Origin of the sequence: Agrobacterium vacciniicorymbosi (assembly GCF_040427045.1) — a bacterium.
Lineage (GTDB): Bacteria > Pseudomonadota > Alphaproteobacteria > Rhizobiales > Rhizobiaceae > Agrobacterium.
In genome coordinates, this window is the sequence record NZ_JBETMF010000004.1 from 133,085 (window position 1) to 157,331 (window position 24,247).

Consider the following 24,247-nt stretch of genomic DNA (forward strand, 5'->3'; position numbering starts at 1 on the left):
GCCGATAAATAGGATGTATCAACCCGGAATGCCTGAGCCAAAATTAGGGAAGACGGCACCTGTCGCAAAACCATCGAACTGCAAAAGGTTCGGCACGGTTTTCGATGATCCGATGTGCAACAAAGCTGCCTGATACCGCATCTCTTTCTGGTGCGCCGAGGAAAGTCTCCATGAACACACCCATTATTTTGCTGATATTGGCGCTGATCGGCATAGCCAGCTATGTGCTGGGTTCACGCCGTGCCGTCGCCTTGGCGGGCGGTCGTCCGTCCTCCATGCATTCTCGTGCAGGCTATCATGGCTCCTATGTTCTCATATGGGCTGTTCTGCCTGCTGCATTCATTTTGGCACTCTGGCTCATCATCAGCCCCATGATTGTCACCGCGACTGTCCGGGGTGAGTTTCCCGATGACATCAAGGCGCAGTCCGAGGCCCAGCAGAGCCTCAGCTACGGCATGGTCGGCTCGATTGCGCGCGGTCTTCAACGGCTGACGTCTGAAGAGCTTGCGCAGGCCAAGGCCGATCCGACAGCTCTTCGTCCGCTGCTCGGCTCCAAGGGTGTCGCCATTGCCGGCGATCCGCAGCCCTACATGGTCGAAGCGGCTGAAACGCTCAACACCATGACGACGGCCAGCCGCCTTGGCATGATCATCATTGTCCTGGGTTCGGCAATCGGTGGCGCGATCTACGCCATGCGCGGCATCGCGCCTCGCTTCCGCGCCCGCAACAATGTCGAGAAGGTCATTCTGGCGGCACTGCTGCTGGCATCCTCCATCGCCATTCTCACCACCATCGGCATCGTTTTGTCGATGCTGACCGAAGCCATTCAGTTCTTCAACATGGTGCCGGCCTACCAGTTCTTCTTCGGAACAGTATGGGACCCGCGCTTTGCCGCTGCCGGTTCCACCGAAAGCGCCGGTCAGTTTGGTCTCATTCCGCTTCTGGCAGGTACGCTCTATATCGGCTTCGTGGCCATGCTGGTTGCCGTGCCGGTCGGTCTGTTCTCGGCCATCTACATGGCGGAATATGCCAGCCCACGCTTCCGCTCGGTTGCCAAGCCACTTCTCGAAGTGCTGGCCGGTATCCCGACCATCGTCTACGGCTTCTTCGCCCTGACGACCGTCGGTCCGTTCCTTCGCGATATTTCCTCGCAGATCAACGGTCTTACAACGGGCGACTACACCAACTTCATCCAGGCGCAGAGCGTTATCACCGCTGGCTTCGTCATGGGCATCATGTTGATCCCATACGTGTCTTCGCTGTCGGACGATATCATCACCGCCGTTCCCCGCACGCTGCGCGATGGCTCGCTGGGCCTTGGTGCAACGCGCTCGGAAACGGTCAAGAAGGTCATTCTGCCAGCGGCCCTTCCAGGCATCGTCGGTGCCATTCTGATGACCGCCTCGCGCGCCATCGGCGAAACCATGATCGTTGTTCTGGCCGCCGGTGTTGCCGCCCGCCTTCAGCTCGATCCGTTTGAGCCGATGACGACGGTAACGGTCAAGATCGTCAGCCAGCTGACGGGCGACCTTGAATTCACCTCGCCACAGACACTGGTTGCCTTTGCGCTTGGCATCACCCTCTTTGCCATCACGCTTTGCCTCAATATCTACGCGCTCTATATTGTGCGCAAATACCGGGAGCAGTACGAATGACCGACGTCGTTACTCCGGGCTTTACCGCCCCAGCCGCAACGAAGAAGGTCCGTCGCGATATCGGCATCAAGCGCCGTTACGCCGCCGAGCGCCGCTTCCGGACTTATGGCCTTGCCGCCATCTCCTTCGGCCTTCTGTTCCTTTTCCTGCTTCTCTGGTCCGTCGTCGGCAAAGGCTATACGGCGTTCCAGCAGACCATGATCACCGTGCCGGTCGAGTTCTCGCAGCAGATCATCGATCCCGACAACGTCCGTGCACAGAACCCTGCCAAGCTGATGACCGCGAACTACCCCGTGGTTGCCCGCAATGCGGTGGCAAAGGCACTCGGCGTCTCCCTGGATGACCGCGATGGCCTTCGTGCCGTCAATGCGATGATCTCCGACAGCATCCGCGGACAGCTGCGCGATCTGGTGGTAGCCGATCCTAGCATCGTTGGAACCACGCGCACCGTGGCCCTTCTGGCTTCAGGCGATCTCGATAGCGTGGTCAAGGGTCAGGTCGATGTTTCCGTCAATGAGCAGAACCGTCGCATCTCCGACCAGCAACTCGCCTGGGTCAAGAAACTGACCGAAGCGGGCCAACTGGCCAAGGAATTCAATACCGGCATCTTCTTCAACGGCGCATCCAGCCGTCCGGAAGCCGCAGGTGTCGGCGTGGCGCTGATCGGCTCCTTCTACATGATGCTGATCGTGCTGGTTCTGTCGCTGCCCATCGGTGTCGCCGCTTCCATCTATCTGGAAGAGTTCGCACCGAAGAACCGCCTGACGGATCTTATCGAGGTCAATATCAACAATCTCGCTGCCGTTCCGTCCATCGTTTACGGTCTGCTCGGCCTGTCGGTCTTCATCAACTTCATGGGCTTCCCGCGCTCGGCCTCGCTGGTCGGTGGTTTCGTCCTGACGCTTATGACATTGCCCACCATCATCATCGCCACCCGTGCGGCGCTGAAGGCGGTGCCGCCATCCATCCGCGCCGCTGCCCTTGGCCTTGGCGCTTCGAAAATGCAGACCATCTTCCACCATGTGCTGCCGCTGGCCATGCCCGGAATTCTCACGGGTACCATCATCGGCCTGGCACATGCCCTTGGCGAAACCGCACCGCTGCTTCTTATCGGCATGGTCGCCTTCGTCGCGAATTATCCGACAACACCGATGGACCCGTCCACGGCCCTGCCGGTGCAGATTTACATGTGGGCGAACGAAGCAGAACGTGCCTTTGTCGAGAGAACATCAGGCGCTATCATCATCCTGCTTATGTTCCTCATCGTCATGAATGTGGGAGCAATCCTGTTGCGTCGCCGCTTCGAGCGTCGCTGGTAAACATGACTCAGGGAAAATCGGGTCACCGGTTTTCCAGCCAGCATGCGATGTAACAAACACCGGGAGCTTGAGGCTATGAATATGTTGTCGGAAGCAGCAGTTGAAAAGGCGCTGGACAAGAAAATGAATGAAGTAACATACAAGATGATCGGCAAGGACGTTTCCGTTTATTACAGCGAGAAGCGTGCCCTTTACGATGTGAACCTCAACGTACGTGAAAACACCGTGACGGCGCTCATCGGCCCGTCTGGCTGCGGCAAGTCCACCTTCCTGCGCACGCTGAACCGCATGAACGACACCATCGACAGCTGCCGCGTCACCGGCAAGATCACGCTCGATGAAGACGATATCTACGATCAGACCATCGACGTGGTGGAACTGCGCGCCCGTGTCGGCATGGTGTTCCAGAAGCCGAACCCTTTCCCGAAGACGATCTACGAAAACATCGCCTACGGCCCGCGCATCCATGGTTTGGCCCGCAACAAGGCGGACATGGATCAGATCGTCGAGTCGAGCCTTCAGAAGGCCGGTCTGTGGAACGAAGCCAAGGATCGTCTGCACGAATCCGGCACCGGCCTGTCCGGCGGTCAGCAGCAGCGTCTGTGCATCGCCCGCGCCATTGCGGTTTCGCCTGAAGTCATCCTGATGGACGAGCCCTGCTCGGCACTGGACCCGATTGCAACCGCCAAGGTCGAGGAACTGATCCACGAACTGCGCGCCAATTACACCATCGTCATCGTTACCCACTCCATGCAGCAGGCAGCCCGCGTGTCGCAGCGCACCGCCATGTTCCATCTGGGCCATCTGGTGGAAGAAAACGACACCGACAAGATGTTCACCAACCCGGACGACCAGCGCACGCAGGACTACATCATGGGTCGCTTCGGCTGATCTGACGCTGGTTCAAACCCTTCGCATGGCACCGCTTGAGCCCGGTCGGGCTTGCGGGCCAGTGCATCGAAACTGGAGACTTCGAACATGCCGACACATTCCCATATTATGTCCGCCTATGATGATGAACTGAAGTTCCTCACCCGCCGCATCGCCGAAATGGGTGGTCTGGCTGAACAGATGTGCGCCGATGCGGTGCGCGCTCTGGTCAACTCGGATGCAGCGCTGGCCCAGAAGGTCATCTCTGACGATACGATCCTCGATCATGCCGAGCGCGAGATCGGCGACAAGGCCATCGTGACCATCGCCAAGCGTCAGCCCATGGCGTCCGACCTGCGTGAAATCATCGGTTCGCTGCGCATCGCTGCCGATCTGGAGCGCGTCGGCGATCTTGGCAAAAATACTGCCAAGCGCGTCATCGCCGTTGCCGGCACTGGCGTTCCGCGCAAGCTGGCCCGTGGACTGGAGCACCTGTCGGAACTGGCGCTGGTGCAGCTGAAGGAAGTGCTGGACGTCTATTCCACGCGCTCCGCAGAAAAGGCACAGGCCATCCGCGAGCGCGACGAAGAGATCGACGCCATGTATACCTCGCTGTTCCGCGAGCTTTTGACCTACATGATGGAAGATCCGCGCAACATCACGACCTGCACGCATCTGCTGTTCTGCGCAAAGAACATCGAGCGCGTCGGCGACCATGCGACCAACATCGCGGAAACCATCTATTACATGGCCACCGGCAGCCAGCCGGAAGGTGAGCGTCCGAAGGACGATAGTTCCAACACGCTCGGTGCAGTAACCGAGTAAGTTTTACAGCATCGGCGCCCTTGGATCGGAAACGATGTTTGGAATGCCGGTGTGTAGATCAACAGGCCAGAGCGTCCGTGATGCGTCCAAATGAACGCATGGCGCTCTGGTAAGACTGGCGGAGTCCCAAGCCTATGGTGCCGAAAATCGCAGTTGTCGAAGATGAAGAGGCTTTGAGCGTTCTTCTTCGTTACAATCTGGAATCCGAAGGTTACGATGTCGACACCATTCCCCGTGGCGACGAGGCGGAAATCCGCCTGCAGGAGCGCACGCCGGATCTGCTGATCCTGGACTGGATGCTGCCGGGCGTTTCCGGCATCGAACTGTGCCGTCGCCTGAGAATGCGCCCCGAGACCGAGCGTCTGCCAATCATCATGTTGACGGCACGCGGTGAGGAAAGCGAGCGGGTGCGCGGACTGGCCACGGGTGCTGACGACTATGTGGTCAAGCCATTCTCCACCCCGGAACTGATGGCGCGCGTCAAAGCCATGCTGCGCCGCGCCCGCCCGGAGGTTCTGTCGTCTGTTCTGAAATGCGGTGATATCGAGCTGGATCGCGAAACGCACCGCGTCCACCGCAAGACCCGCGAAGTGCGCCTCGGGCCAACCGAATTCCGCCTTCTGGAGTTCCTGATGGTCTCGCCGGGCCGCGTCTTCTCCCGCTCGCAACTTCTCGACGGCGTCTGGGGTCACGATATCTATGTGGACGAACGCACCGTAGACGTCCATGTCGGCCGCCTGCGCAAGGCGCTCAACTTCTCCAACATGCAGGATGTAATCCGCACCGTTCGCGGCGCGGGTTATTCCATGGAAGCCTGACAGGCGCTCCACCACTGATATTTCGCACAACGCGCGCTATTGCCTCACCGGGTCAACAGCGCGCGTTTTGTATTTTTGCGCAGCTTAGGCAGGAATAGGTACGAGAAGGGGAGCCATCTCCAGCCGGTAACGAAGATATATTTTTGACTCCTTTGAACTGGTTTGCGCCAGAAGTTGCGGATGGAAAGGGGAAGCGGGGATATCCGCTTGCCGCGCAGTTTTCCTGAGTAAAAACAAAGGGCAGGTACATTTTCAAAATTGAAAATCCAGCACGGATTATTATATTTCTGAAGAGGCTGCTGCGTTGCAAGATAAACGCTCATTTCAATGATCTGAAATTTAAAGTTTGACTATCCGGCCATAACCCTCTATCACTGGTTTATCGATATTTTGCTTGCTGAGCTTTGGTTGCCGCGCGATTAGCACCGCGTTTTGAACTAACCCTTTCCTTCAAAAAAATCGCTATACTCGCACACAGGGCGTCAGTTCTGTGATCTATAACTTATGCTTTGAAAGGGTTCATTATGACCACAGGCACAGTAAAATGGTTTAACTCCACCAAGGGCTTCGGCTTCATTCAGCCAGACAACGGCGGCACAGACGCATTCGTACACATCTCCGCTGTAGAGCGTGCAGGTATGCGCGAAATCGTTGAAGGCCAGAAGCTGAGCTACGACCTTGAGCGCGACAACAAGTCGGGCAAAATGTCGGCCTGCAATCTCCAGGCTGCTTAATACGGACTCCGCTTTCCTTTGACCACGGATGTACTGGCACTGTCGAAAGCATGAGACCAAGCGAGGTCAGGCACGTTGCCTGGCCTTTTTTTGTGCCGCCCGGCGGTACAGGCTTCGGACACCGCGCCCATGGGCGCAAACGCTCCGGGCCACTCGATCCACCCCGCAGCGGCGTTTTTGGAAATCGATCCCGATTTCGGCTGATGCGACAGGAAGGAAATTCCATGTCTGAAACACACAGCAAATCTCGCCAGCAGGCGGAAATCGCATTCGGTGAAACGCAGTCGCAGTTCTTTGCACGCGGCCACGCTGTTGATGAACTCAATTCGATTGCCCAGGCGCGTGATGAAAAGACGCAGCGCCTGCGTGAAGCGCGCCTTGCCAAGGAACTGCAAGACAGCCTGGCACCTGCCAAGACACCCGCAAAGCGTACCAAGAAATCCTGACCCTGATGGGTGCGGCACCTCAACTGGAATAGAGACTTGAGAAACAACAAAAACGTTAAAAACAGTGAACTGACCGACCGCCGCAGCGCTGCTGCCGAGGCCAAGGCTGCTCTTCTTCAGGCCTATAAGGCCGCCAAGGAAGCTGCCGAACCCAACCGGGAAGCCAAGCAGGCAGAACGCATCGCCGTGGCGGAAGCCCGCGAAGCGCGTCGTGCCGAGCGCGAGCAGCAGAAGCGCGAAGAGCAGAGCCGCCTCGAAGCGGAACGGCTGGCGCATGAAGCCGAGCTTGAAGCCGCTGCGACTGCCGAAGAAGACGCCCGCAAGCTGGCCGATAAAAACCGCGTCGCCCGCGTCATCGAAGATGAAGCCGCCCGCAAGGCCGAGCGCGATCGTCGCTATGCCAACCGCAAGGCCCGCCAGGGTTAAAGCTATCTGCCATGATCCAGCAGCCATTCGAATGAAGGGCTGCGATCTGGCAGGATGGACCTGTGGTCATTCGTGCTTGCGGGAACATTGGCGGTTAAGCCGCCAATCAAAGGTGCCAGTGCATCTCCGCGCAGCTATTGCGCCTCGCAGAACCGTTCTGAACGTTCTGCAAAATTGCTCTTCCTACATACGTGAAATCCGGTCACAAAACTTCCGTTCCATGGAGGGCTTGCTTCATTGCAAGCAGGCATAGCTCAGCAGTTTGTAAGAGCAGATGGCGCCATAAGGCTATAAAAGCCGCGCCCAATATCCCAAGAAAGATAGAGCAAGCTTCATCGCTTTTGGCCGCGCGCGCAACTGGCGTTAAATTTCGACCTATCAAAGCGATGGGCAGGTGTCGGCGCCTGAATCGACGTTTGTCGATCCCATCGATCGTTGTCTCTGACTTCTTCTTTTGATCGCAGGCATGAAAAAAGCGGGCCAGTCGACCCGCTTTCTTATGTCTCGCAATATGTCTGCCGCCCTTAAGCGCGGCGGCGTTCGCTTACTGGCTGGTAAGCCATCTTCGCGTGGAACTTGCAGTAAGGCGAGGACTCGGAAGCTTCGCAGCCGCAGAAATGGAAGTCGTCCTTCAGCGGGTCGCCGACTGGCCACTTGCAAGTGCGCTCGGTCAGTTCCGTCAGCGTCAGGCGCAGCGATGTTGGTAGCGAGGCATTGTTGACGGGAACATATTCCAGAACCTGTGCCGTATCGATGTCCAGATCGTCCTTCAGCGCGGTGGCGCCAACAGTGCGGGGCGCCGGGCGTGCCGTTGCCGGGCGGGCTGGAAAGTTGGTTGCGCGGGGTGCCGTAGGGGCTGCAGGGCGCTTGGCGGCAGGGCGTGAGGTTGCAACCGTGCCACCGGCCTTTGCACGGCCTGGCAGGTTCAAACGGTGGACCTTGCCGATGACGGCGTTACGGCTGACGCCGCCGAGCTGGGCTGCGATCTGGCTGGCGCTCAGCCCTTCGGACCACAGTCTTTTGAGTTTCTCGACTCGTTCATCCGTCCAGTTCATACTGCTTCTCCGCTGGTCGCGCAGGCAGAATCCTTCTACGATGCCGTGGAGCGAACCACGCGCAGAATATCCGCCAGATTGTAGGTGACTAGGTCCGCCGCTTGCAGTCTAGTAATTGAGAGTTAACCTAATCGTAGGCCGACTCCGTGACAAGAGTCGGGAGAATCATCTGGAATCGATTTTCCGGTTTTCCCCAACTTGCTGCGTTCGTGAGTCAGAAAAGCAACACTTTGTAGGTCGCAAAAATCGCTCTACCAAGGCTTGAGAATGCCTGACAATGCGGACATTTGTTGACATCCCAGAATGAAGTGACAATAGTGCGCTCGCACGACAGGAAATACCCGAAGCCGCCGCGAGGCGGCATTTTTGATTTTCAGGCACGGAACAACCGGTAAGCCCTATTGACAGCGCCTTTGCGCAGGGAGTGATGCAGCCATGGCCGACGCCGCGCCCCAAAGCGGATCATTGTTCGATACGTTTTCCAGAGCCCCGTTGCGCTTCGAGCGAGGAGAGGGCGTTTGGCTCGTCACCGAGAGCGGCGAGCGATATCTGGATTTCGGTGCGGGCGTGGCGGTCACCTCGGTCGGCCACAGCCATCCGCACATGGTGGATGCTCTCAAGTCGCAGGCGGAAAAGGTCTGGCACCTCTCCAACCTCTATGAGGTTCCGGGACAGGAAACGCTGGCCAAACGTCTGACGGATGCAACTTTTGCGGATAAGGTCTTCTTCACCAATTCGGGTGCGGAAGCGCTGGAATGTGCTATCAAGACCGCGCGCCGGTACCATTATACGCATGGCAATCCGGAAAAATTCCGCATCATCACCTTTGAAGGTGCGTTCCACGGTCGTACCCTGGCAACCATCGCCGCGGGCGGCCAGCCGAAATATATTGAAGGCTTTGGCCCCAAGGTCGAAGGTTTCGATCAGGTGCCGTTCGGCGATCTTGAAGCGCTGAAGGCGGCCATTGTGCCGGAAACCGCAGCGCTGCTGATCGAACCCATTCAGGGCGAGGGCGGTATTCGCGTTGTCGATCCGGATTTCCTGCGCACGCTGCGCGCGCTGTGCGAAGAGCATGGCTTGCTGCTGATTTTCGATGAGGTTCAGACTGGCGTTGGCCGTACCGGCAAGTTCTTCGCCTATGAATGGTCGGGCGTTGCGCCGGATATCATGGCCGTGGCCAAGGGTATAGGTGGCGGTTTCCCGTTCGGCGCATGCCTTGCAACGGCGGAAGCTGCATCCGGCATGACGGCTGGCGTTCATGGCACGACCTATGGCGGAAACCCGTTGGCCATGGCTTGCGGCAATGCGGTGCTGGACATCGTTCTGGCCGACGGCTTTTTGCAGCATGTGCGTGATGTCGCGCTGGTGTTCCGTCAGGGGCTGGCCTCGCTGAAGGATCGCTTCCCCGACGTGATCGAGGAAATTCGTGGAGAGGGCCTGTTGCTGGGCGTCAAGGCCAAGGTGCCGTCTGCCGACCTGCTGCATGCCATTCGCGCCGAGCATCTGCTGGGCGTTCCGGCTGGCGATAACGTCATTCGTCTGTTGCCGCCATTGGTGGTTACGGCAGAGGAAGCACGCGAAGGCCTGGCACGTCTGGAAAAGGCTGCGGAAGCACTCACCACGAAATTGGCGAAGAGCGCCTGAGGGGCGCATGTTCAGGCCAGCGTCGATAACGACGCGGCCTGCATCGATGGGACAGCATAAAATGGCATCAGCAAAACATTTTCTAGACCTTTCGGCCGTCGGTTCGGAAGACCTACGGGTCATCATGGACGACGCACGCGCCCGCAAGATCGCCACCAAGAACGGCACGGCGGAAAAGCCGCTGGCCGGCAAGATGCTGGCAATGATCTTCGAAAAGCCCTCCACCCGTACCCGCGTTTCCTTCGATGTCGGCATGCGCCAGCTCGGCGGCGAAACGCTGTTCCTGTCCGGCACGGAAATGCAGCTGGGCCGTGCCGAAACCATTGGTGATACGGCCAAGGTTCTGTCGCGTTACGTGGATGCGATTATGATCCGCACGACGGACCATTCCCGCCTGCTGGAACTTGCCGAACACGCAACTGTCCCGGTTATTAATGGCCTGACGGATGACACGCACCCCTGCCAGATCATGGCCGATATCCTGACCTTCGAAGAGCATCGCGGCCCGGTCGAGGGCAAGACGATTGCCTGGACGGGTGATGGCAACAACGTGCTGCATTCGCTGGTCGAAGGGTCCGCCCGCTTCGGTTACAAGATGAACATGGCAGTGCCCATGGGCTCGGAACCGCATGACCGCTTCCTCAACTGGGCGCGCAACAATGGCGGCGAGATCATGCTGTGCCATGATGCGGAACGCGCGGTCGATGGCGCCGATTGCGTTGTGACCGATACCTGGGTCTCCATGAACCAGGAACACAAGGCACGCGGCCACAACATTTTCCAGCCCTATCAGGTCAATGCGGCCTTGATGGGCAAGGCCAACAAGGATGCGCTCTTCATGCATTGCCTGCCCGCCCACCGCGGTGAAGAGGTCACGGATGAGGTCATCGATGGGCCACAGTCGGTCGTCTTCGATGAAGCGGAAAACCGCCTGCATGCGCAAAAGGCCATCATCGCATGGTGCATGGGCGTCATCTGACTGCCTTGAATGGACCGCGCCTGAGCGCTTGAATTTCAGGCGTGGCTTCCTATTTTTAGCCCAGTTCAATGCCGCCGTTTGCTGAAAACGGCGGCTTTTCATCAATTGTTCGCCGCATGATGGCACAGCACTGCTTTGCTTTCTGAAAGAAAGCGGGGCAGAAAGCACAAAGCTGTTTTCGGAAAATCTGCCGTTTTAACGAAAGTTAAGGCGGTGGAGTGGTTCCGTTTTCATCGTCCCCGGTCTATCTGTGCAGTACGAACATAATGCCTGCCGGTCGGCACCTTCTCGGTCTCGATCACCCCGCGTGGTAGCGCGGGCAAGGCGTCAAGGAGTTAGGATATGGCAGACGCAACGGTACAGCTGGACGAACTCACATTTGCTGGCGATGACAAGGTCGTCCCCTTTCAGGTAGACGGGCTGGATGTGCGCGGCCGCGCCGTGCAGGTCGGCCCGCTGCTGAACACCATTCTGGAACGGCATGAGTACCCACCGGTCGTCGCCTGTCTTCTGGCAGAGGCCGTGGTGCTGACAGCGCTTATCGGCACGTCGCTGAAATTCTCCGGCAAGCTGACCCTCCAGACCAAGGGCGATGGCCCCGTGGATTTGCTGGTCGCGGATTTTTCCGCGCCGGAGAACATGCGCGCATATGCCCGCTTCGATGAGGATCGGCTGGCCGAAGCCACTGCTGCGGGTCAGACCTCGCCCGAGCAACTGCTCGGCAACGGCATCCTCGCCTTCACCATCGATCAAGGCGTCGGCATGCAGCCCTATCAGGGCATCGTGCCGCTGGATGGCTCGTCGCTGGAAGACATTGCAGGCGTTTATTTCCGCCAGTCAGAGCAGTTGCCCACCCGCGTGCGCCTCGGCGTTGCCGAACTCTTCGACCGCGACGGCGATGGCAAGCCACGCCACAACTGGCGTGCGGGCGGAATCATCGCCCAGTTCCTGCCGCAAGCGCCGGAACGCCTGCGCCAGCGTGATCTGCACGGCGGCGATGGCGACGAAGGTGCGGCTGAATATTCGGAAGACGATGCATGGACGGAAGCCGTTGCCCTGATCGACACCGTCGATATGGACGAGCTGACCGACCCGCAGGTGCCCGCCGAAAAGCTGCTGTTCCGCCTGTTTCACGAACAGGGCGTCCGCGTCTATGAACCGCAACTGATTGTGGATCGCTGCAATTGCTCTCGGGAGAAGATCAAAGGCGTACTGTCAGGCTTTTCCGCAGAGGAAATTCACGACAGCCAGGAAGACGGCGTCATCTCTGTGACCTGCGAATTCTGCTCGACGACCTATCATTACCCCGTCGAGGAATTGTCTACGGTCAATTAATGAAAAAGGCGGGATCAGCTCCCGCCTTTTTTAATTCAAAACCCGCGTCAAACCGGGGCTATCCAGTGAAAATGCCGGTATGGCGACGATGAAGACTTCGCCGGTGTCCGCCTGCATTTCATAATGGCCGAACATCATGCCGGATGGTGTGTCCAGCGGGCAGCCGGAAGAATATTCGTAACTGTCACCGGGCTTGAGGTGTGGCTGTTCGCCAATCACGCCGGGGCCGGAAACTTCGTCTACCTGCCCGTTTTCATCGGTAATGTGCCAGTAGCGATTGACCAGCGTCACCGCCAGATCCGAATTGTTGGAAATCACGACTGTGTAGCCCCAGACATAGCGATTGTCGTCCGGGTCGGACTGCTCTTCAAGATAATAGGGGTCGACTGTGACCTCGATATCTCTTGTCAGTGCACGATACATTCACAGGGCCCTAAGTAATTGCTGTTCAATCATTCTAGACTACAGGCGCATGCCATCGTCAAGAAAGTGTAAAGCCATATTAGCTGTACTTCACAGAACAGTCGCGCATTTCGTCGGTCAGGGATAAGATTAATGGTAAATGCCGGTGATTACAGCGTGTTAGCGCCGCGATCATCCGTCTTTTGAATATAGGTCTATCGCAGATCAATTAAACATTTCTCTGCAAAATGCGTTTCACGATCCCGCAGTTGTGACCGACAGGGAAGGGGCGGCCCGGTAAATCTCCGGACCGCTTTTTCATATCAGGCGGAAACCTTGGCCAGCGCTGCTGCGAAGTCTTCCAGCAGGTCGTCGGTATCTTCGATGCCGCATGAGAGACGCAACGTGCCGCCGGAAATACCGAGTTCCGCACGGGCTTCATCTGTCAGGTTCTTGTGCGTGGTTGTGCCGGGATGCGTAATCAGGCTCTTGGCATCGCCGAGATTGTTGGAAATCTTGACGACATCAAGCGCGTTCTGCAACTGGAACGCCGCTTCCTTGCCGCCCTTCAGTTCGAAGCAGACCAGCGTCGAGCCGCCGGTCATCTGCTTGGCAATGATATCGGCCTGCGGATGGTCGGCGCGTCCGGGGTAGATCACCTTTGCAATCTTACCCTGATCCGCAAGGAAATCAGCAATCTTACCTGCATTGGCCGTCTGCTGACGCACGCGAAGCGGCAGGGTCTCGATGCCCTTCAGCAGGGTCCAGGCGTTGAAGGGAGACATGGCCGGGCCGGTATGGCGGAAATAATCCTGAAGCTCTTCCTCAATCCACTTCTTGTCGGAAAGCACGACGCCGCCAAGGCAGCGGCCCTGACCATCGATGTGTTTGGTGGCCGAGTAGACGACGATATGAGCGCCCAGTTCCAGAGGCTTCTGGAAAAGTGGCGTGGCGAACACGTTGTCGACAACCACTTTCGCGCCGATCTGGTTGGCCAGTTTTGCAACGCCTGCGATATCAACCACTTCCAAGGTCGGGTTGGTGGGGCTTTCCAGGAAGAAGAGCTTGGTGTTCGGCTGGATCGCCTTTTCCCAATTGGCCAGATCACGACCGTCGATCAGCGTGCATTCGATGCCGTATTTCGGTGCCAGCGTCTCGACAACCCAGCGGCAGGAACCGAACAGGGCGCGCGCAGCAACGATGTGATCGCCGGCCTTCAACTGGCACAGAATGGCTGCGCTGACAGCAGCCATGCCCGATGCGGTAGCGCGGGCGTCTTCGGCGCCTTCCAGCAGGCACATGCGCTTTTCGAACATGTCGTTGGTGGGGCTTGCGTAACGGGCATAGATGAAGCCATCCGTCTCGCCCTTGAAGCGGGCCTCTGCGGCCTCGGAACTGTCATAGACGAAGCCCTGTGTCAGGTAGATCGCCTCGGATGTCTCGCCATATGGAGAACGCAGTGTGCCGCCGTGTACCAGCTGTGTTGCCGGGCGCCATTTCTTGCTCATGTCATCACCTTACAAACAAAAAAACCGGCCGCAAAAGCAGACCGGTTACAAGCACCCGGTCTTTTTAGCCACTTATTTAACGTGGCTGCAAGCCGACCGGCCAAATCACCACGGGATAAGATTGCCTTAACTCCGTTAACGACTTGCGTCAATGCTTTCCTTTTGGTTTTGTCGCCGTGAAAAGGGATGATGAAACCATGACGAGAACGACGGGCATATTGGCGGATGGTGCGATCCGGGAACTGTTCGGCTCTGGCCAACTGAAGAGCGAACGGGCGTTGGATGCCGACCAGATTCAGCCTGCCAGCCTCGATCTGCGTCTGGGTTCTAAGGCCTATCGCGTACGCGCCAGCTTCATGCCCGGCCCCTCCACGAAAGTCATCGAAAAGCTGACCCGCCTCAGCCTGCACGAGATCGACCTTAGTGAAGGTGCGGTGCTGGAAACCGGCTGCGTCTACATCGTGCCACTGATGGAGAACCTCGCGCTCCCAGCTGCTATGTCGGCCTCCGCCAACCCGAAAAGCTCCACGGGCCGTCTGGATATCTTCACCCGCGTCATCACCGATTACGCGCAGGAATTCGACAAGATCCCGGCTGGCTATAACGGCCCGCTCTATCTCGAAATCAGTCCGCGCACATTCCCCATCGTCGTGCGTCAGGGCTCGCGCCTGTCTCAAATCCGCTTCCGCATCGGCCATTCCGTGCTCAATGAGGCGGAATTGTTGAGCCTGCATGAAGCCGACACGCTGGTCGCCAGCGACACGCCCAACGTTTCCGGCGGCGGCATAGCCTTGTCGATTGACCTGCAAGGCTTTGGCGAACATGGCCTGATCGGCTATCGCGGCAAACATCACACCGCCGTGGTCGATGTCGACCAGAAAGCCGCCCACGACGTGCTGGATTTCTGGGAGCCGATCCACGCGCGCGGTCGTGCCGAACTCATCCTCGATCCGGATGAATTCTACATCCTCGTCTCGCAGGAAGCCGTCCACGTTCCCCCGCTTTACGCCGCCGAAATGACCCCCTTCGACCCGCTGGTCGGCGAATTCCGCGTCCACTACGCCGGCTTCTTCGACCCCGGCTTCGGCCACGCCAGCACCGGCGGCACCGGCAGCCGCGCCGTCCTCGAAGTCCGCAGCCACGAAGTTCCCTTCATCCTGGAACACGGCCAAATCGTCGGCCGCCTGGTCTACGAACACATGCTCACCAAACCCGAAGGCCTCTACGGCACCGGCCTCGGCTCCAACTACCAGGCCCAGGGCCTCAAACTCTCCAAACACTTCCGCGCCGAGTAACTCGGCCGAGTCTTGACAGCCCACCAGAACTGTCAGACCTTCAGTACGCGCGGGTGTAGCTCAATGGTAGAGCAGCAGCTTCCCAAGCTGAATACGAGGGTTCGATTCCCTTCGCCCGCTCCAGTTTTTGTGGCTGTACTGCTCGCTTGAGTCACCACATCGCCCCGACCAGCGAGTTGACTGGCAATTACTACTTAATACGCGAAAATTACATCTTCCCGTTGAGTTCGCGCGCAACGCATGCTTCCATGCGGTGGATAGCCGATTCCTTTCCGTCGATGCCAAGTCGCAACTCGAGAAGCCCATGTCTATTTCAGATAGGATATTTCGTCCGTTCGAAACGTTGATACGGCCGCTGGATATTCCCTTTCGCGCGTTGCCATCCAAAGGCCCGGTCGCAGTTCTGCTGCACTTTATTTCGATGTTTCGCGGTGTTCTGATTGCTTTGGCTTTGTCGTCCATGGCCATGGAAGCCATTAATTTGTCGATCATCTGGGGATTATCCGTCATTGTGGATGGCGTGACGGCGCAGGGCGCGGCTGCTTTTCTGCAGAACGAATGGGCTTTGCTCGTTGTTCTTGGCTTGTTGATCTTTCCGGCCATGCCGATTGCATCATTTCTTCTCAATACATTGAATTCTCACACGCTCGGTATCGCGATGCCCGCGGCCATTCAGTGGCAGGGGCACAAGGCGGTCGAGCGGCAGGATCTTGCGTTTTTTCACGAGCTCTATGCCGGGCAGGTCGCGTCTCGCCTTTCGCAGGTGTCGTCGGCGGTGCAGCAGCAGATCATCAACGCATTTCAGGTCGGACCGCGTTTTGTGCTGCAGATGGTCGGGTCACTCGTTTTGCTTGGGGCACTGTCCTGGCAATTGGCATTGCCCGTCTTTATCTGGATCGTGCTGAATGTCGCCCTTGCCATTAAAATGGCACCTGTCTTTACGGAACGGTCGAGGCAGTCCGCTAAGCAGAAAAGCCTTGTGTCCGGTGCGATTACCGATCTTTACAGCAACATGCAGATGATTAAGCAATTTGCTGCCGAGGATAGCGAGGCGGGAGCGGTACGCCGTATCCTGAGTAAGGCTGTGCATATACAGCACAAAGAACAACGTGTGTTCCGCCTGTCCGAACTGGTGGTTGTCGTGCTGAACATGGCGTTGTGGCTAGCAATACTATCTTTGGGCTTTTCCGGTTTGATCAGGGGTGCCATCTCCGTCGGCGAGTTCGTCGCTGCGGTCTACATTCTGCAACGTCTATCGGGTCATACCTTCACCTTCCTGCAAATGGGCCAGCAGATATTTCAGGCAATCGGCACGATAAAGGATGCCATGCCTGTCATGACGACACCGCCAACGATTACCGATAAGACGGATGCGAGCGAGCTGCAGGTGTCGAAAGGGGAAATTAGCTTTGATGGTGTTTGTTTTGCCTACAAGTCTGGCAGGCCGGTGGTCGATGATCTGTCATTGATGGTCTCTGCTGGCGAAAAGGTCGGCCTTGTCGGCTTATCGGGAGCGGGAAAGACGACGCTGGTGAATTTGCTTTTGCGTTTTTACGATATTCAGGATGGAGCTATTCGTATCGATGGTCAGGATATTCGCGATGTCACGCAAGTCAGCCTTCGCCGCAACATCGGGGTGATTGCGCAGGATGTCGCTCTGCTCCACCGTTCGGTCGGCGACAACATCCGTTACGGACGTCCGGATGCAACGCAGGAAGAGATAGAACACGTTGCGACTGTGGCCAAGGCCGATGTGTTCATCACCGACCTGACGGATAATGAAGGACGGAAGGGATATCAGGCATTTGTCGGGGATCGCGGCATCAAGCTGTCTGGTGGCCAACGCCAGCGGATCGCCATTGCCCGTGTGCTGTTGAAAGATGCTCCTATTCTCATTCTAGACGAGGCAACATCTGCTTTGGACAGCGAGTCCGAGGCCGCCATTCAAGACAAGCTTAATCTTGTCATGGAGGGGAAGACGGTGATTGCCATCGCTCACCGTCTGTCCACCATTGCCAAAATGGACCGGATCGTAGTGTTGGATCGGGGCAAGATAATAGAAGAAGGACGGCCGGAGGCGCTGGTGGAGCAGGGCGGATTGTTCGCACAACTCTGGAACCGCCAGATGGGTGGTTTTATTCCGGAAGACTAGACTGCTTGCGCCGAGAGTCGTGCCTTCCCATCGACGAGGGCTGTAGTTTTCTCCAGTTAGCCCATCAAGCAGCAAATTTGCACACCGCATTAGCATGTTACGCTGTTCCGCTGACCATTCGCATGAGCAGGCCGTCAGCAGCATTGTTTGCTTATCTTTCTGGCTCTGGAACAAAAGCCGCTTAAGTTACGTTGGTTTTCCGAATAAAGAAAAGGAATTACCAATGTCTAAGATGGTAAAAATCATTTCTGCCTTTGCTATCTGTGCTGGTTTCTCGGCAATTACTGTCATGCCAGCGCATGCCTTGAGCGTAATCGCTCCGGCATATGAGGGGCAGGCGCAGACGGAAAATACCTATAGTAACCCGCCGGTTGCCTTTACGGGCAGCAAGGGTGAGGCCGCCAATGGTGCTAGTTTTTCGCTGTCAGAGCAGGAAATCATGCATGTTCGCTGGTGTGCGCAGAAATACACGTCTTATCACGCGACAGATAATACCATCGAAGCAGCACATGGCGCGCGCACGGCTTGCAAGTCTCCTTACTGAGTTGAGGCCGTTTGCGTCGTAATCAATTGTGAAAAATATAACTTAAATTGTACTTGAATTCGTTTTAGTTTTTCTTAGCCGCAGGCTTATGTGGTGTTTTGTTCCAGACGAAGGGCTTATATTTGAGCTCATAGACGGCACGCCAAGCCGCCACTGATAGCATGAGCCAGTAAAGCGGAGTTGCCAGCCATTTTTTTCCGATGAGGCCGCGTTCGTGCTCGATCATGGCGCGGGTGCCCATCAACAGGAATATGGTGTAGCTCGCTGTAATATTCAGCGTGTCCACGGCAAATAGCGCCAGTTGCGAGGCGGGGATTGAGCCTATGCCTTCTATCAACATCGTTCGGCTCATTATGAGCAAATAGAGAATGAACAGCGGATGCATTAGCGATGACAGCAGCATCCCTCCGATCAGCAGATGGAAGACCATATACGCTTTCCATCCCATCTCACGCGCGACGCTCACCGGAGAGCGCATCATCACCAGCCAGCTTTGTAGCCAGCCCTTGAACCAACGGGTGCGCTGGTTCAGCCAGACCAGAATATCGGTAGGGGCGTCCTCCAGCGTTTGGTAGCTGATAACGTCAGAATAATAGCCGAGCCGATAGAGACGCATACCGAGATCGGCATCCTCCGTGACATTGTAGGGATCCCAGGCGCCGACGCTGCGCAGGATCGATGTGCGGAAGTGGTTGGATGTTCCGCCCAGCGGCAGCGGCATCTTCATCCGTGCCAGCATGGGCAACATACGTCGAAAGAGGGCGGAATATTCCAGCGAAAAGGACGAGGTAATCCACGAAACATGAGCATTACTAATGATAAGCGGCGCTTGTAGGCAGGCCAGCTTGTCAGGGCTGTCGCGGAATCGGGCATAGGCCTCGCGCAACTGTCGCGGATGCGGCCTGTCTTCGGCATCATATACGGCTATGAACTCTCCACGCGCCCCGGCGAGCGCATAGGTCAAAGCCTTTGGCTTCGTGCGCGGCAAGGACGGCGGCACATGGACGATTTCCATGTGGAGGCCGGGATCAAGCTGCTCGATTGCCGCTATTGTGGAATGATCGTCCGCTTCACAAACCAGCTTAATGTCCAGCCTGGATTTCGGCCAATCCAGCCGGTCCAGCGCCGTCACAAGCTGCTCCGCAACTGCTTCTTCCCGGTAAAGCGCGACCAGAATCGTATAGACCGGCAGCTGCTCTTGGCTCGATTGCTCGACCAGTTTCAGGGTCCGCCGATCCGGTTTGGTGCGCAGCGGCACAAGCCGAAACAGTACGGCGGCCATATAAAGTGCTGCGGTGAAAATATGCAGAAGCTGGAAGGTCAAAGAGGGTGAGAGGATGAATGAACCGCTCAGACATGTCGCGCCGACGCCCAGTAGAAATCCCTGCTTTCCGTGCAGTGTGATGCGCGCTGAATGAAGCGGTGTCGCATCGAACAGTGAGTTTACCGTCTGTCGTGTTCGTCTTTCCGCGCCTGCCTGCCACACGGCAGCGCGAAGTGCCGATGGCGTGGTGACAACGAGATCGGCAGCAATACCGGGAGTGACCTCCAGCGCATGTTTCAGCCGTTCGATACTGCCAATATCAGGAACGATGGCAATATAGGGTCTCGTATCCTTTGGAGACAGGCGGACCATCCGCGTTTCCAGCAATTGAACATCGAGCGACGGTGTATCGACAACCATGCCTCCATCCAGTTCGGAAACGAATGGCAGCCGCAAGAAACGGGCGAAAGCGCCAAAATATGCGGTTTCGGTTATTATCTTGCTCGCCAGAAGCTCGGCTTCGAAGGTCGATCCGTTGCGCAGCGCGCGTGCCGTAAACTCTTCGATATAGGGTTTCCCTAGTCCAAGGGTCTTGAGAAAGGCAGCTTCATCGGTCTCTGCGACCGTGCTGTCGAGAAACGAAAATGGATCGTCCTCAAGCGGGTCAAACACAATTTCGCCCTGCACAAGGATCGCATTTCGCGATTCTTGTGTATACTCGTCATAACGCGACATACACGTACCCATCCACCTAAGCGGTGGTGCCCCAACAATTCCCCGCGGCGGATCATATACATGCGCTTCCAGGTTGCACCCTTTAAATTAACGGGTATTTTCACCTCTTTCTTGTGCGCGAGCATTTTTTTTACGTCACATCCCCTACGTGCTGAGGAGCTGGCCACCGGCGGACGCTTACCCGTGCTGTTCGATGCGCAGGAACGCTTGCCTGGCGCCGACTTATCGACCGTGCCGCGCGTGCGCTTTCTGATGTCGGTGGATTTTCCGCCTTTCAATTTCACCGATCAGGATGGACGACTGGTGGGTTTCCATGTCGATCTTGCCCGCGAGATTTGCGCGCAGCTGAAGATCGAAAGCAAATGTCAGGTGCAGGCGCTCCCCTTCGATGAGCTTGAAGCAGCCGTCGAAATGGGGGAGGGCGAGGCTGTCATGTCGGGGATCGCCTCCAGTGGGGATTTGCGCAAAAGCTTTAGCTTTACGAGGCCTTATATCCTTCTGCCCGCACGCTTCGCAGTCAACAAGTCCGCTAAGCTGGAAGGCCAGTCGGCCACTGCGCTTGCTGGCAAAAAAGTCGGCGTCGTCACCAATTCCCGTCACGAGGCGATGCTGAAGGCATTCTTCCCGACAGTGCTGGTCAATGGCTTCGATGGTTATGAGCCAATGTATGAAGCACTGAAGTCAGGCAAGGTCGACGCGATCTTTGCCGATGGGTTGCGGCTGCCTTTCTGGGTTTCGGGCACGGCGTCGGATGGCTGCTGCAGCCTGTTCGATGGCCCCTATATGTCGGATCGTTTTCTCGGCGAAGGCCTGTCCATCATGACGGTCGATCCCGAAAACAAGCTCGTTCCTGCTTTCGATCAGGCGCTGGCAGCGCTGTCGCGCAATGGGCGGCTGGAAGAAATCTACCGCCGCTATTTCCCTTATGGGTTGTTCTGAGCTGCTACTGGCTGGCCCAGATGATGCGGGCCACCCACTCCACATCGGCCAGATCGAAGCTGCGATTGGGGTGTTCCGGGTTAAGCGAAAATAGCTCGATGGTCTTTGCGGTCTGGCGGGCCAGAACTTTGGCCATCACCTCGCCATCGCGGCTTTTTACCACCACGCGGTCTCCGCGCCGAACCTGCGCACCGGGCTCCACGATCAGCACGTCACCGTCGCGGTAAAGCGGCATCATGCTGTCGCCTTGCACTTCCAGTGCGTAGGCACCTGCCTTGTTGGCCGGGGAGGCGGGAAAGTCCACCACGTCCCAGCCCTGACCTGCGGGAAAACCACCATCATCGAAAAATCCGCCGGAACCGGCCTGAGCAAAACCGATCAGGGGAATGGCGCCCGTCTGGGGTGGAAAATTGCCGTCGGGCAAGGCGTTTTTGTTCGCATGTCCCATGGCAAAGCCGAAGAACTGATCGATCGTCGCGCCGGTTGCTTCGAGAACTTTGGATATGGATTCTGTCGATGGCCAGCGCTGGCGGCCATCCGGTCCAACCCGCTTGGATTTATTGAACGATGTCGGGTCCAGCCCCGCCTTGCGCGCCAGACCGGAGGGCGTCAGCTGGTTCCGGTCTGCAAGCGTATCGATCGCACTCCAGATATTATCGTGTGACAGCATGGTTAACGGCCCGGGTGGAGCGGCGTCGTCACGCGGCTCTTTTGTATCATCAGAAATTTAGCCAAACCGGAACCAAGAGTAAAGTAAAAAAAGGAATAAAATCCTTAAGCGACAAGCGTCGGCATATTGATCTTGGAAAGCTGAATGACCGCCTGGGTGCGGCTGTCGACTTTCAGTTTCAGCAATATGGCAGACACATGCGCCTTGATCGTGGCTTCGGAAACGCTGAGCTCATAGGCGATCTGTTTGTTCAGCAGACCTTCGCCCAGCATGCCCAGCACCCGGCTTTGCTGCGGGGTGAGGGTCCGCAGCCGGTTGATGAGATCGGCCATGTCAGGATCATGCTCCTGCCCGGACTGACAGGATGCCGGTATCCAGACATCTCCCTCCAGCACGGCACGAATGCCAGCGCGCATGTCTTCGATGCCGGAGGATTTGGAAATGAAGCCGGAGGCACCGAGCTCAATGGCGCGGCGCATGGTACCCGGATCGTCGGTGGCAGAGACGATGACGATGGGCAGGCTGGAAAATTCCGCCCGCAAGGCCATCAGCCCGGAAAAACCGCTGACACCCGGCATGGCAAGGTCCAGCAGCATCAGGTCGGCATCCGGCTGGTTCTCTGCTGCAGCCTTCGCCGCCTCGAAATCCCCCGCCTCGATAATGCTGTTGTCGCCCTCAAGCCCCGTCACCGCCTGGCGCAATGCACCGCGGAACAGAGGATGGTCGTCTGCAATGATGATGGTGAGTTGTGACATGCCGCGCCCCCTCCCAAGAGCATTTCATGTTCGCCTCATTTTTGGCGGAGTTTGATCTCGCGTCAAGCACCGGCAAGCCAAGGATTGCGTGAATATCGCGGCAATACAAGCTTTAGATTGCGATGGAGGCCTTCCGGGCGTCGTCAACGCGCAAAAATCTGCGTGAGGCGATGGACAAGCGCTGGCATTTGCGGCAAACCGCCCGCAGTGAAGGAGACGCCATATGAGTGAAACGCCCCCGATCATCAGCAATCCCGTCATTTACAAGATTGTACCGACAGACCTTTGGCGAGACGCCAAAGAAGCGGGTGTTTTCAAAGGCGCCGCCATCGATCTTCAGGATGGCTACATCCATTTTTCCACCGCAGCCCAGGTCAAGGAAACCGCGCAGAAACACTTCGCCGGTCAGGACGATCTTCTGCTGGTCGCCGCCGATGGCGGTGCATTGGGTAACAAGCTGGTGTTCGAAACCTCGCGTGGTGGCGATCAGTTTCCGCATCTCTACGCGTTTCTGCCCTTGGATGCGGTGTTGTGGGAAACGCCGCTGACACTTGATGACGATGGTGCCCACCAGTTTCCGGAGATTGCATGATGAGCGGAATTTTTTCCTCGATCGGTCGGCGCGGCCTGTTTCTGCTGGACCCGGAAGTGGCCCACGGCATGTCGATCACGGCGCTACGCAGCGGCTTCATCCCCACCTGCATGGTGCCGCACGATCCGCGCTTGCAGCAGACGGTCGCGGGCCTTGTTTTCCCCAATCCGCTCGGCATGGCTGCGGGTTATGACAAGAATGCAGAAGTGCCCGGTCCGCTTCTGAAACTCGGCTTTGGCTTTACCGAAATCGGCACGGTCACGCCGCGCCCGCAATCGGGCAACCCGAAACCGCGCATCTTCCGTCTCGTGGAAAATGAAGCCGTCATCAACCGCCTCGGCTTCAACAATGAGGGCCATGCTGCGGCACTCGCACGCCTCATCGCCGCCGGTCTGCGCGGCCTCGTCGGCGTCAATATCGGTGCCAACAAGGATAGCGAGGATCGCATCGCCGATTACGTGAAGGGCATCGAAACCTTCGCCTCCGTCGCCTCCTATTTCACCGCCAACATCTCCTCGCCCAACACACCCGGCCTGCGGGACTTGCAGGCGCGGGAAAGCTTGTCGGCGCTTCTTTCCGCCGTCCTGGCGCAGCGCGATATCGAGGCTGCAAAGCTTAACCGCGCCCTCCCGGTTTTCCTCAAAATCGCACCCGATCTCACCGAGGAGGGGCTGGACGATATCGCTGCCGAAGCCCTGTCTCACAAGCTGGACGGCCTCATCGTCTCCAACACGACCCTGTCCCGCGATGGCCTGCGCCCCGGCCAGAACAATGGCGAGGCGGGCGGTCTTTCCGGCAAACCGCTTTTCGACCTCTCCACGACGGTGCTTGCCAAAATGCGCAAACGCGTTGGCCCTGATCTCCCCATCATCGGCGTCGGCGGTGTGTTCTCGGCGGAAACGGCGCTGGAAAAAATCCGTGCGGGTGCGGATCTCGTGCAGCTCTATTCATGCATGGTTTATGAGGGACCAGCTCTGCCGGGCCGCATCGTGCACGGACTGTCAAAGTTGGTGGAACGTGAGCGGGTCGGGAATGTCAGGGAGCTGCGGGATAGTGGTGTGGATCGCTGGGCGGAGCGGGGGATTTGAGTTATTGAGCGCAGAGTGTGGGGCTGGACCCCTCACTTGCAATTTCTAACACTTAAGCCCTTACGGGCTAAGATGTTGAAATTGCTTTCTCTCCCACAAGGGGAGAGATAAGGCGGATGCCGTGCTGCTTGCTCCCTTACCTCTCCCCTTGTGGGAGAGGATAGAAAACCTCGATCTTCGCGAAGCGAAGTCTTAGG

Annotated in this window: 24 protein-coding genes, 1 tRNA gene and 1 riboswitch; of the genes, 18 read left to right on the forward strand and 7 right to left on the reverse strand. The window is 57.5% G+C overall.

Features of this window, described 5'->3' with window-relative positions; genetic code table 11:
• Window positions 1–170 precede the first annotated feature (170 nt).
• From pstC to phoB, 5 genes are all read left to right on the forward strand, one after another.
• Window positions 171–1,655 (forward strand): phosphate ABC transporter permease subunit PstC, encoded by a 1,485-nt coding sequence (gene pstC / locus ABUK73_RS08290; RefSeq protein ID WP_353576867.1) that lies wholly within the window; start codon window positions 171–173, stop codon window positions 1,653–1,655.
• Window positions 1,652–2,974: a phosphate ABC transporter permease PstA gene (pstA, locus tag ABUK73_RS08295; protein WP_353576868.1), complete on the forward strand. Its 1,323-nt coding sequence runs from the start codon at window positions 1,652–1,654 to the stop codon at window positions 2,972–2,974. The genes pstC and pstA overlap by 4 nt, the downstream gene beginning before the upstream one ends.
• 75 nt (window positions 2,975–3,049) lie before the next feature.
• Window positions 3,050–3,865 carry a phosphate ABC transporter ATP-binding protein PstB gene (gene pstB / locus ABUK73_RS08300; RefSeq protein WP_113088789.1) on the forward strand — a complete coding sequence of 272 codons (816 nt, stop codon included), beginning with the start codon at window positions 3,050–3,052 and terminating at the stop codon, window positions 3,863–3,865.
• Between the two features lie 87 nt (window positions 3,866–3,952).
• Window positions 3,953–4,669, forward strand: coding sequence for a phosphate signaling complex protein PhoU (phoU, locus tag ABUK73_RS08305; RefSeq protein ID WP_113088790.1), 717 nt, complete (start codon window positions 3,953–3,955; stop codon window positions 4,667–4,669).
• 134 nt (window positions 4,670–4,803) lie between these two features.
• Window positions 4,804–5,487 carry a phosphate regulon transcriptional regulator PhoB gene (gene phoB / locus ABUK73_RS08310; RefSeq protein ID WP_045229896.1) on the forward strand — a complete coding sequence of 228 codons (684 nt, stop codon included), beginning with the start codon at window positions 4,804–4,806 and terminating at the stop codon, window positions 5,485–5,487.
• Window positions 5,488–5,531: 44 nt separating this feature from the next.
• Here phoB and ABUK73_RS08315 read toward each other — a convergent pair whose 3' ends face one another.
• Complete coding sequence (locus ABUK73_RS08315) at window positions 5,532–5,810, reverse strand: hypothetical protein (RefSeq protein ID WP_353576869.1); 279 nt, start codon at window positions 5,808–5,810, stop codon at window positions 5,532–5,534.
• Window positions 5,811–6,011: 201 nt separating this feature from the next.
• Between ABUK73_RS08315 and ABUK73_RS08320 the strand changes: the two genes are divergently transcribed.
• The 3 genes from ABUK73_RS08320 (at window position 6,012) to ABUK73_RS08330 (ending at window position 7,093) form a co-directional block, all read left to right on the forward strand.
• The gene (locus ABUK73_RS08320) at window positions 6,012–6,221 is read left to right on the forward strand and encodes a cold-shock protein (RefSeq protein WP_045229895.1); all 210 of its coding nucleotides are present in this window, start codon (window positions 6,012–6,014) and stop codon (window positions 6,219–6,221) included.
• Window positions 6,222–6,445: 224 nt separating this feature from the next.
• Window positions 6,446–6,667 (forward strand): hypothetical protein, encoded by a 222-nt coding sequence (locus ABUK73_RS08325; protein ID WP_353576870.1) that lies wholly within the window; start codon window positions 6,446–6,448, stop codon window positions 6,665–6,667.
• 36 nt (window positions 6,668–6,703) lie between these two features.
• Window positions 6,704–7,093: a DUF6481 family protein gene (locus ABUK73_RS08330; RefSeq protein ID WP_113088792.1), complete on the forward strand. Its 390-nt coding sequence runs from the start codon at window positions 6,704–6,706 to the stop codon at window positions 7,091–7,093.
• A gap of 524 nt (window positions 7,094–7,617) precedes the next feature.
• On the opposite strand, the gene ABUK73_RS08335 is transcribed toward ABUK73_RS08330, so the two are convergent.
• Window positions 7,618–8,148 carry a GcrA family cell cycle regulator gene (locus tag ABUK73_RS08335; RefSeq protein ID WP_353576871.1) on the reverse strand — a complete coding sequence of 177 codons (531 nt, stop codon included), beginning with the start codon at window positions 8,146–8,148 and terminating at the stop codon, window positions 7,618–7,620.
• A gap of 435 nt (window positions 8,149–8,583) precedes the next feature.
• Here ABUK73_RS08335 and ABUK73_RS08340 point away from each other — a divergent pair, with 435 nt between their 5' ends.
• The 3 genes from ABUK73_RS08340 to ABUK73_RS08350 all read left to right on the forward strand — a co-directional run bounded on the left by ABUK73_RS08340 (window position 8,584) and on the right by ABUK73_RS08350 (window position 12,106).
• Window positions 8,584–9,792 (forward strand): aspartate aminotransferase family protein, encoded by a 1,209-nt coding sequence (locus ABUK73_RS08340; protein ID WP_353576872.1) that lies wholly within the window; start codon window positions 8,584–8,586, stop codon window positions 9,790–9,792.
• A gap of 61 nt (window positions 9,793–9,853) precedes the next feature.
• The gene (argF, locus tag ABUK73_RS08345) at window positions 9,854–10,771 is read left to right on the forward strand and encodes an ornithine carbamoyltransferase (RefSeq protein ID WP_353576873.1); all 918 of its coding nucleotides are present in this window, start codon (window positions 9,854–9,856) and stop codon (window positions 10,769–10,771) included.
• Window positions 10,772–11,113: 342 nt separating this feature from the next.
• Entirely contained in the window at window positions 11,114–12,106 is a 993-nt protein-coding gene (locus ABUK73_RS08350) for an Hsp33 family molecular chaperone (RefSeq protein ID WP_353576874.1), read from the forward strand.
• A 30-nt stretch (window positions 12,107–12,136) separates the two neighbouring features.
• Here ABUK73_RS08350 and apaG read toward each other — a convergent pair whose 3' ends face one another.
• Together apaG and ABUK73_RS08360 are read right to left on the reverse strand one after the other, a co-directional pair.
• On the reverse strand, window positions 12,137–12,529 hold the full coding sequence (gene apaG / locus ABUK73_RS08355) for a Co2+/Mg2+ efflux protein ApaG (protein ID WP_113088798.1): 393 nt from the start codon (window positions 12,527–12,529) through the stop codon (window positions 12,137–12,139).
• 302 nt (window positions 12,530–12,831) lie between these two features.
• Window positions 12,832–14,016: an O-succinylhomoserine sulfhydrylase gene (locus ABUK73_RS08360; RefSeq protein WP_353576875.1), complete on the reverse strand. Its 1,185-nt coding sequence runs from the start codon at window positions 14,014–14,016 to the stop codon at window positions 12,832–12,834.
• A 43-nt stretch (window positions 14,017–14,059) separates the two neighbouring features.
• Window positions 14,060–14,138, reverse strand: a riboswitch (SAM riboswitch).
• A 75-nt stretch (window positions 14,139–14,213) separates the two neighbouring features.
• Between ABUK73_RS08360 and ABUK73_RS08365 the strand changes: the two genes are divergently transcribed.
• The 4 genes from ABUK73_RS08365 to ABUK73_RS08380 all read left to right on the forward strand — a co-directional run bounded on the left by ABUK73_RS08365 (window position 14,214) and on the right by ABUK73_RS08380 (window position 18,007).
• Window positions 14,214–15,311, forward strand: coding sequence for a 2'-deoxycytidine 5'-triphosphate deaminase (locus tag ABUK73_RS08365; protein WP_353576876.1), 1,098 nt, complete (start codon window positions 14,214–14,216; stop codon window positions 15,309–15,311).
• A gap of 49 nt (window positions 15,312–15,360) precedes the next feature.
• A tRNA-Gly gene (locus ABUK73_RS08370) sits at window positions 15,361–15,434 on the forward strand.
• A 181-nt stretch (window positions 15,435–15,615) separates the two neighbouring features.
• Window positions 15,616–17,463, forward strand: a complete 1,848-nt coding sequence (locus ABUK73_RS08375; RefSeq protein ID WP_353577014.1) for an ABC transporter ATP-binding protein — start codon at window positions 15,616–15,618, stop codon at window positions 17,461–17,463.
• 94 nt (window positions 17,464–17,557) lie between these two features.
• A complete protein-coding gene (locus ABUK73_RS08380) occupies window positions 17,558–18,007 on the forward strand; it encodes a BA14K family protein (RefSeq protein ID WP_353576877.1) in 450 nt (149 codons plus the stop codon).
• A gap of 64 nt (window positions 18,008–18,071) precedes the next feature.
• Here ABUK73_RS08380 and ABUK73_RS08385 read toward each other — a convergent pair whose 3' ends face one another.
• Complete coding sequence (locus tag ABUK73_RS08385; protein WP_353576878.1) at window positions 18,072–19,943, reverse strand: glycosyltransferase family 2 protein; 1,872 nt, start codon at window positions 19,941–19,943, stop codon at window positions 18,072–18,074.
• 123 nt (window positions 19,944–20,066) lie between these two features.
• On the opposite strand from ABUK73_RS08385, the gene ABUK73_RS08390 reads away from it, so the two are divergent.
• Complete coding sequence (locus ABUK73_RS08390; RefSeq protein ID WP_454892341.1) at window positions 20,067–20,945, forward strand: transporter substrate-binding domain-containing protein; 879 nt, start codon at window positions 20,067–20,069, stop codon at window positions 20,943–20,945.
• Between the two features lie 4 nt (window positions 20,946–20,949).
• Here the strand turns inward: ABUK73_RS08390 and ABUK73_RS08395 are convergent, their stop codons facing one another.
• Together ABUK73_RS08395 and ABUK73_RS08400 are read right to left on the reverse strand one after the other, a co-directional pair.
• Window positions 20,950–21,615, reverse strand: a complete 666-nt coding sequence (locus ABUK73_RS08395) for a S24 family peptidase (RefSeq protein WP_113088805.1) — start codon at window positions 21,613–21,615, stop codon at window positions 20,950–20,952.
• Between the two features lie 104 nt (window positions 21,616–21,719).
• The gene (locus ABUK73_RS08400; RefSeq protein ID WP_353576880.1) at window positions 21,720–22,370 is read right to left on the reverse strand and encodes a response regulator transcription factor; all 651 of its coding nucleotides are present in this window, start codon (window positions 22,368–22,370) and stop codon (window positions 21,720–21,722) included.
• A gap of 223 nt (window positions 22,371–22,593) precedes the next feature.
• On the opposite strand from ABUK73_RS08400, the gene ABUK73_RS08405 reads away from it, so the two are divergent.
• Together ABUK73_RS08405 and ABUK73_RS08410 are read left to right on the forward strand one after the other, a co-directional pair.
• Window positions 22,594–22,962 carry a DUF952 domain-containing protein gene (locus ABUK73_RS08405; RefSeq protein WP_353576881.1) on the forward strand — a complete coding sequence of 123 codons (369 nt, stop codon included), beginning with the start codon at window positions 22,594–22,596 and terminating at the stop codon, window positions 22,960–22,962.
• Window positions 22,962–24,050, forward strand: coding sequence for a quinone-dependent dihydroorotate dehydrogenase (locus tag ABUK73_RS08410; RefSeq protein ID WP_353576882.1), 1,089 nt, complete (start codon window positions 22,962–22,964; stop codon window positions 24,048–24,050). The genes ABUK73_RS08405 and ABUK73_RS08410 overlap by 1 nt, the downstream gene beginning before the upstream one ends.
• Window positions 24,051–24,247: the final 197 nt, after the last annotated feature.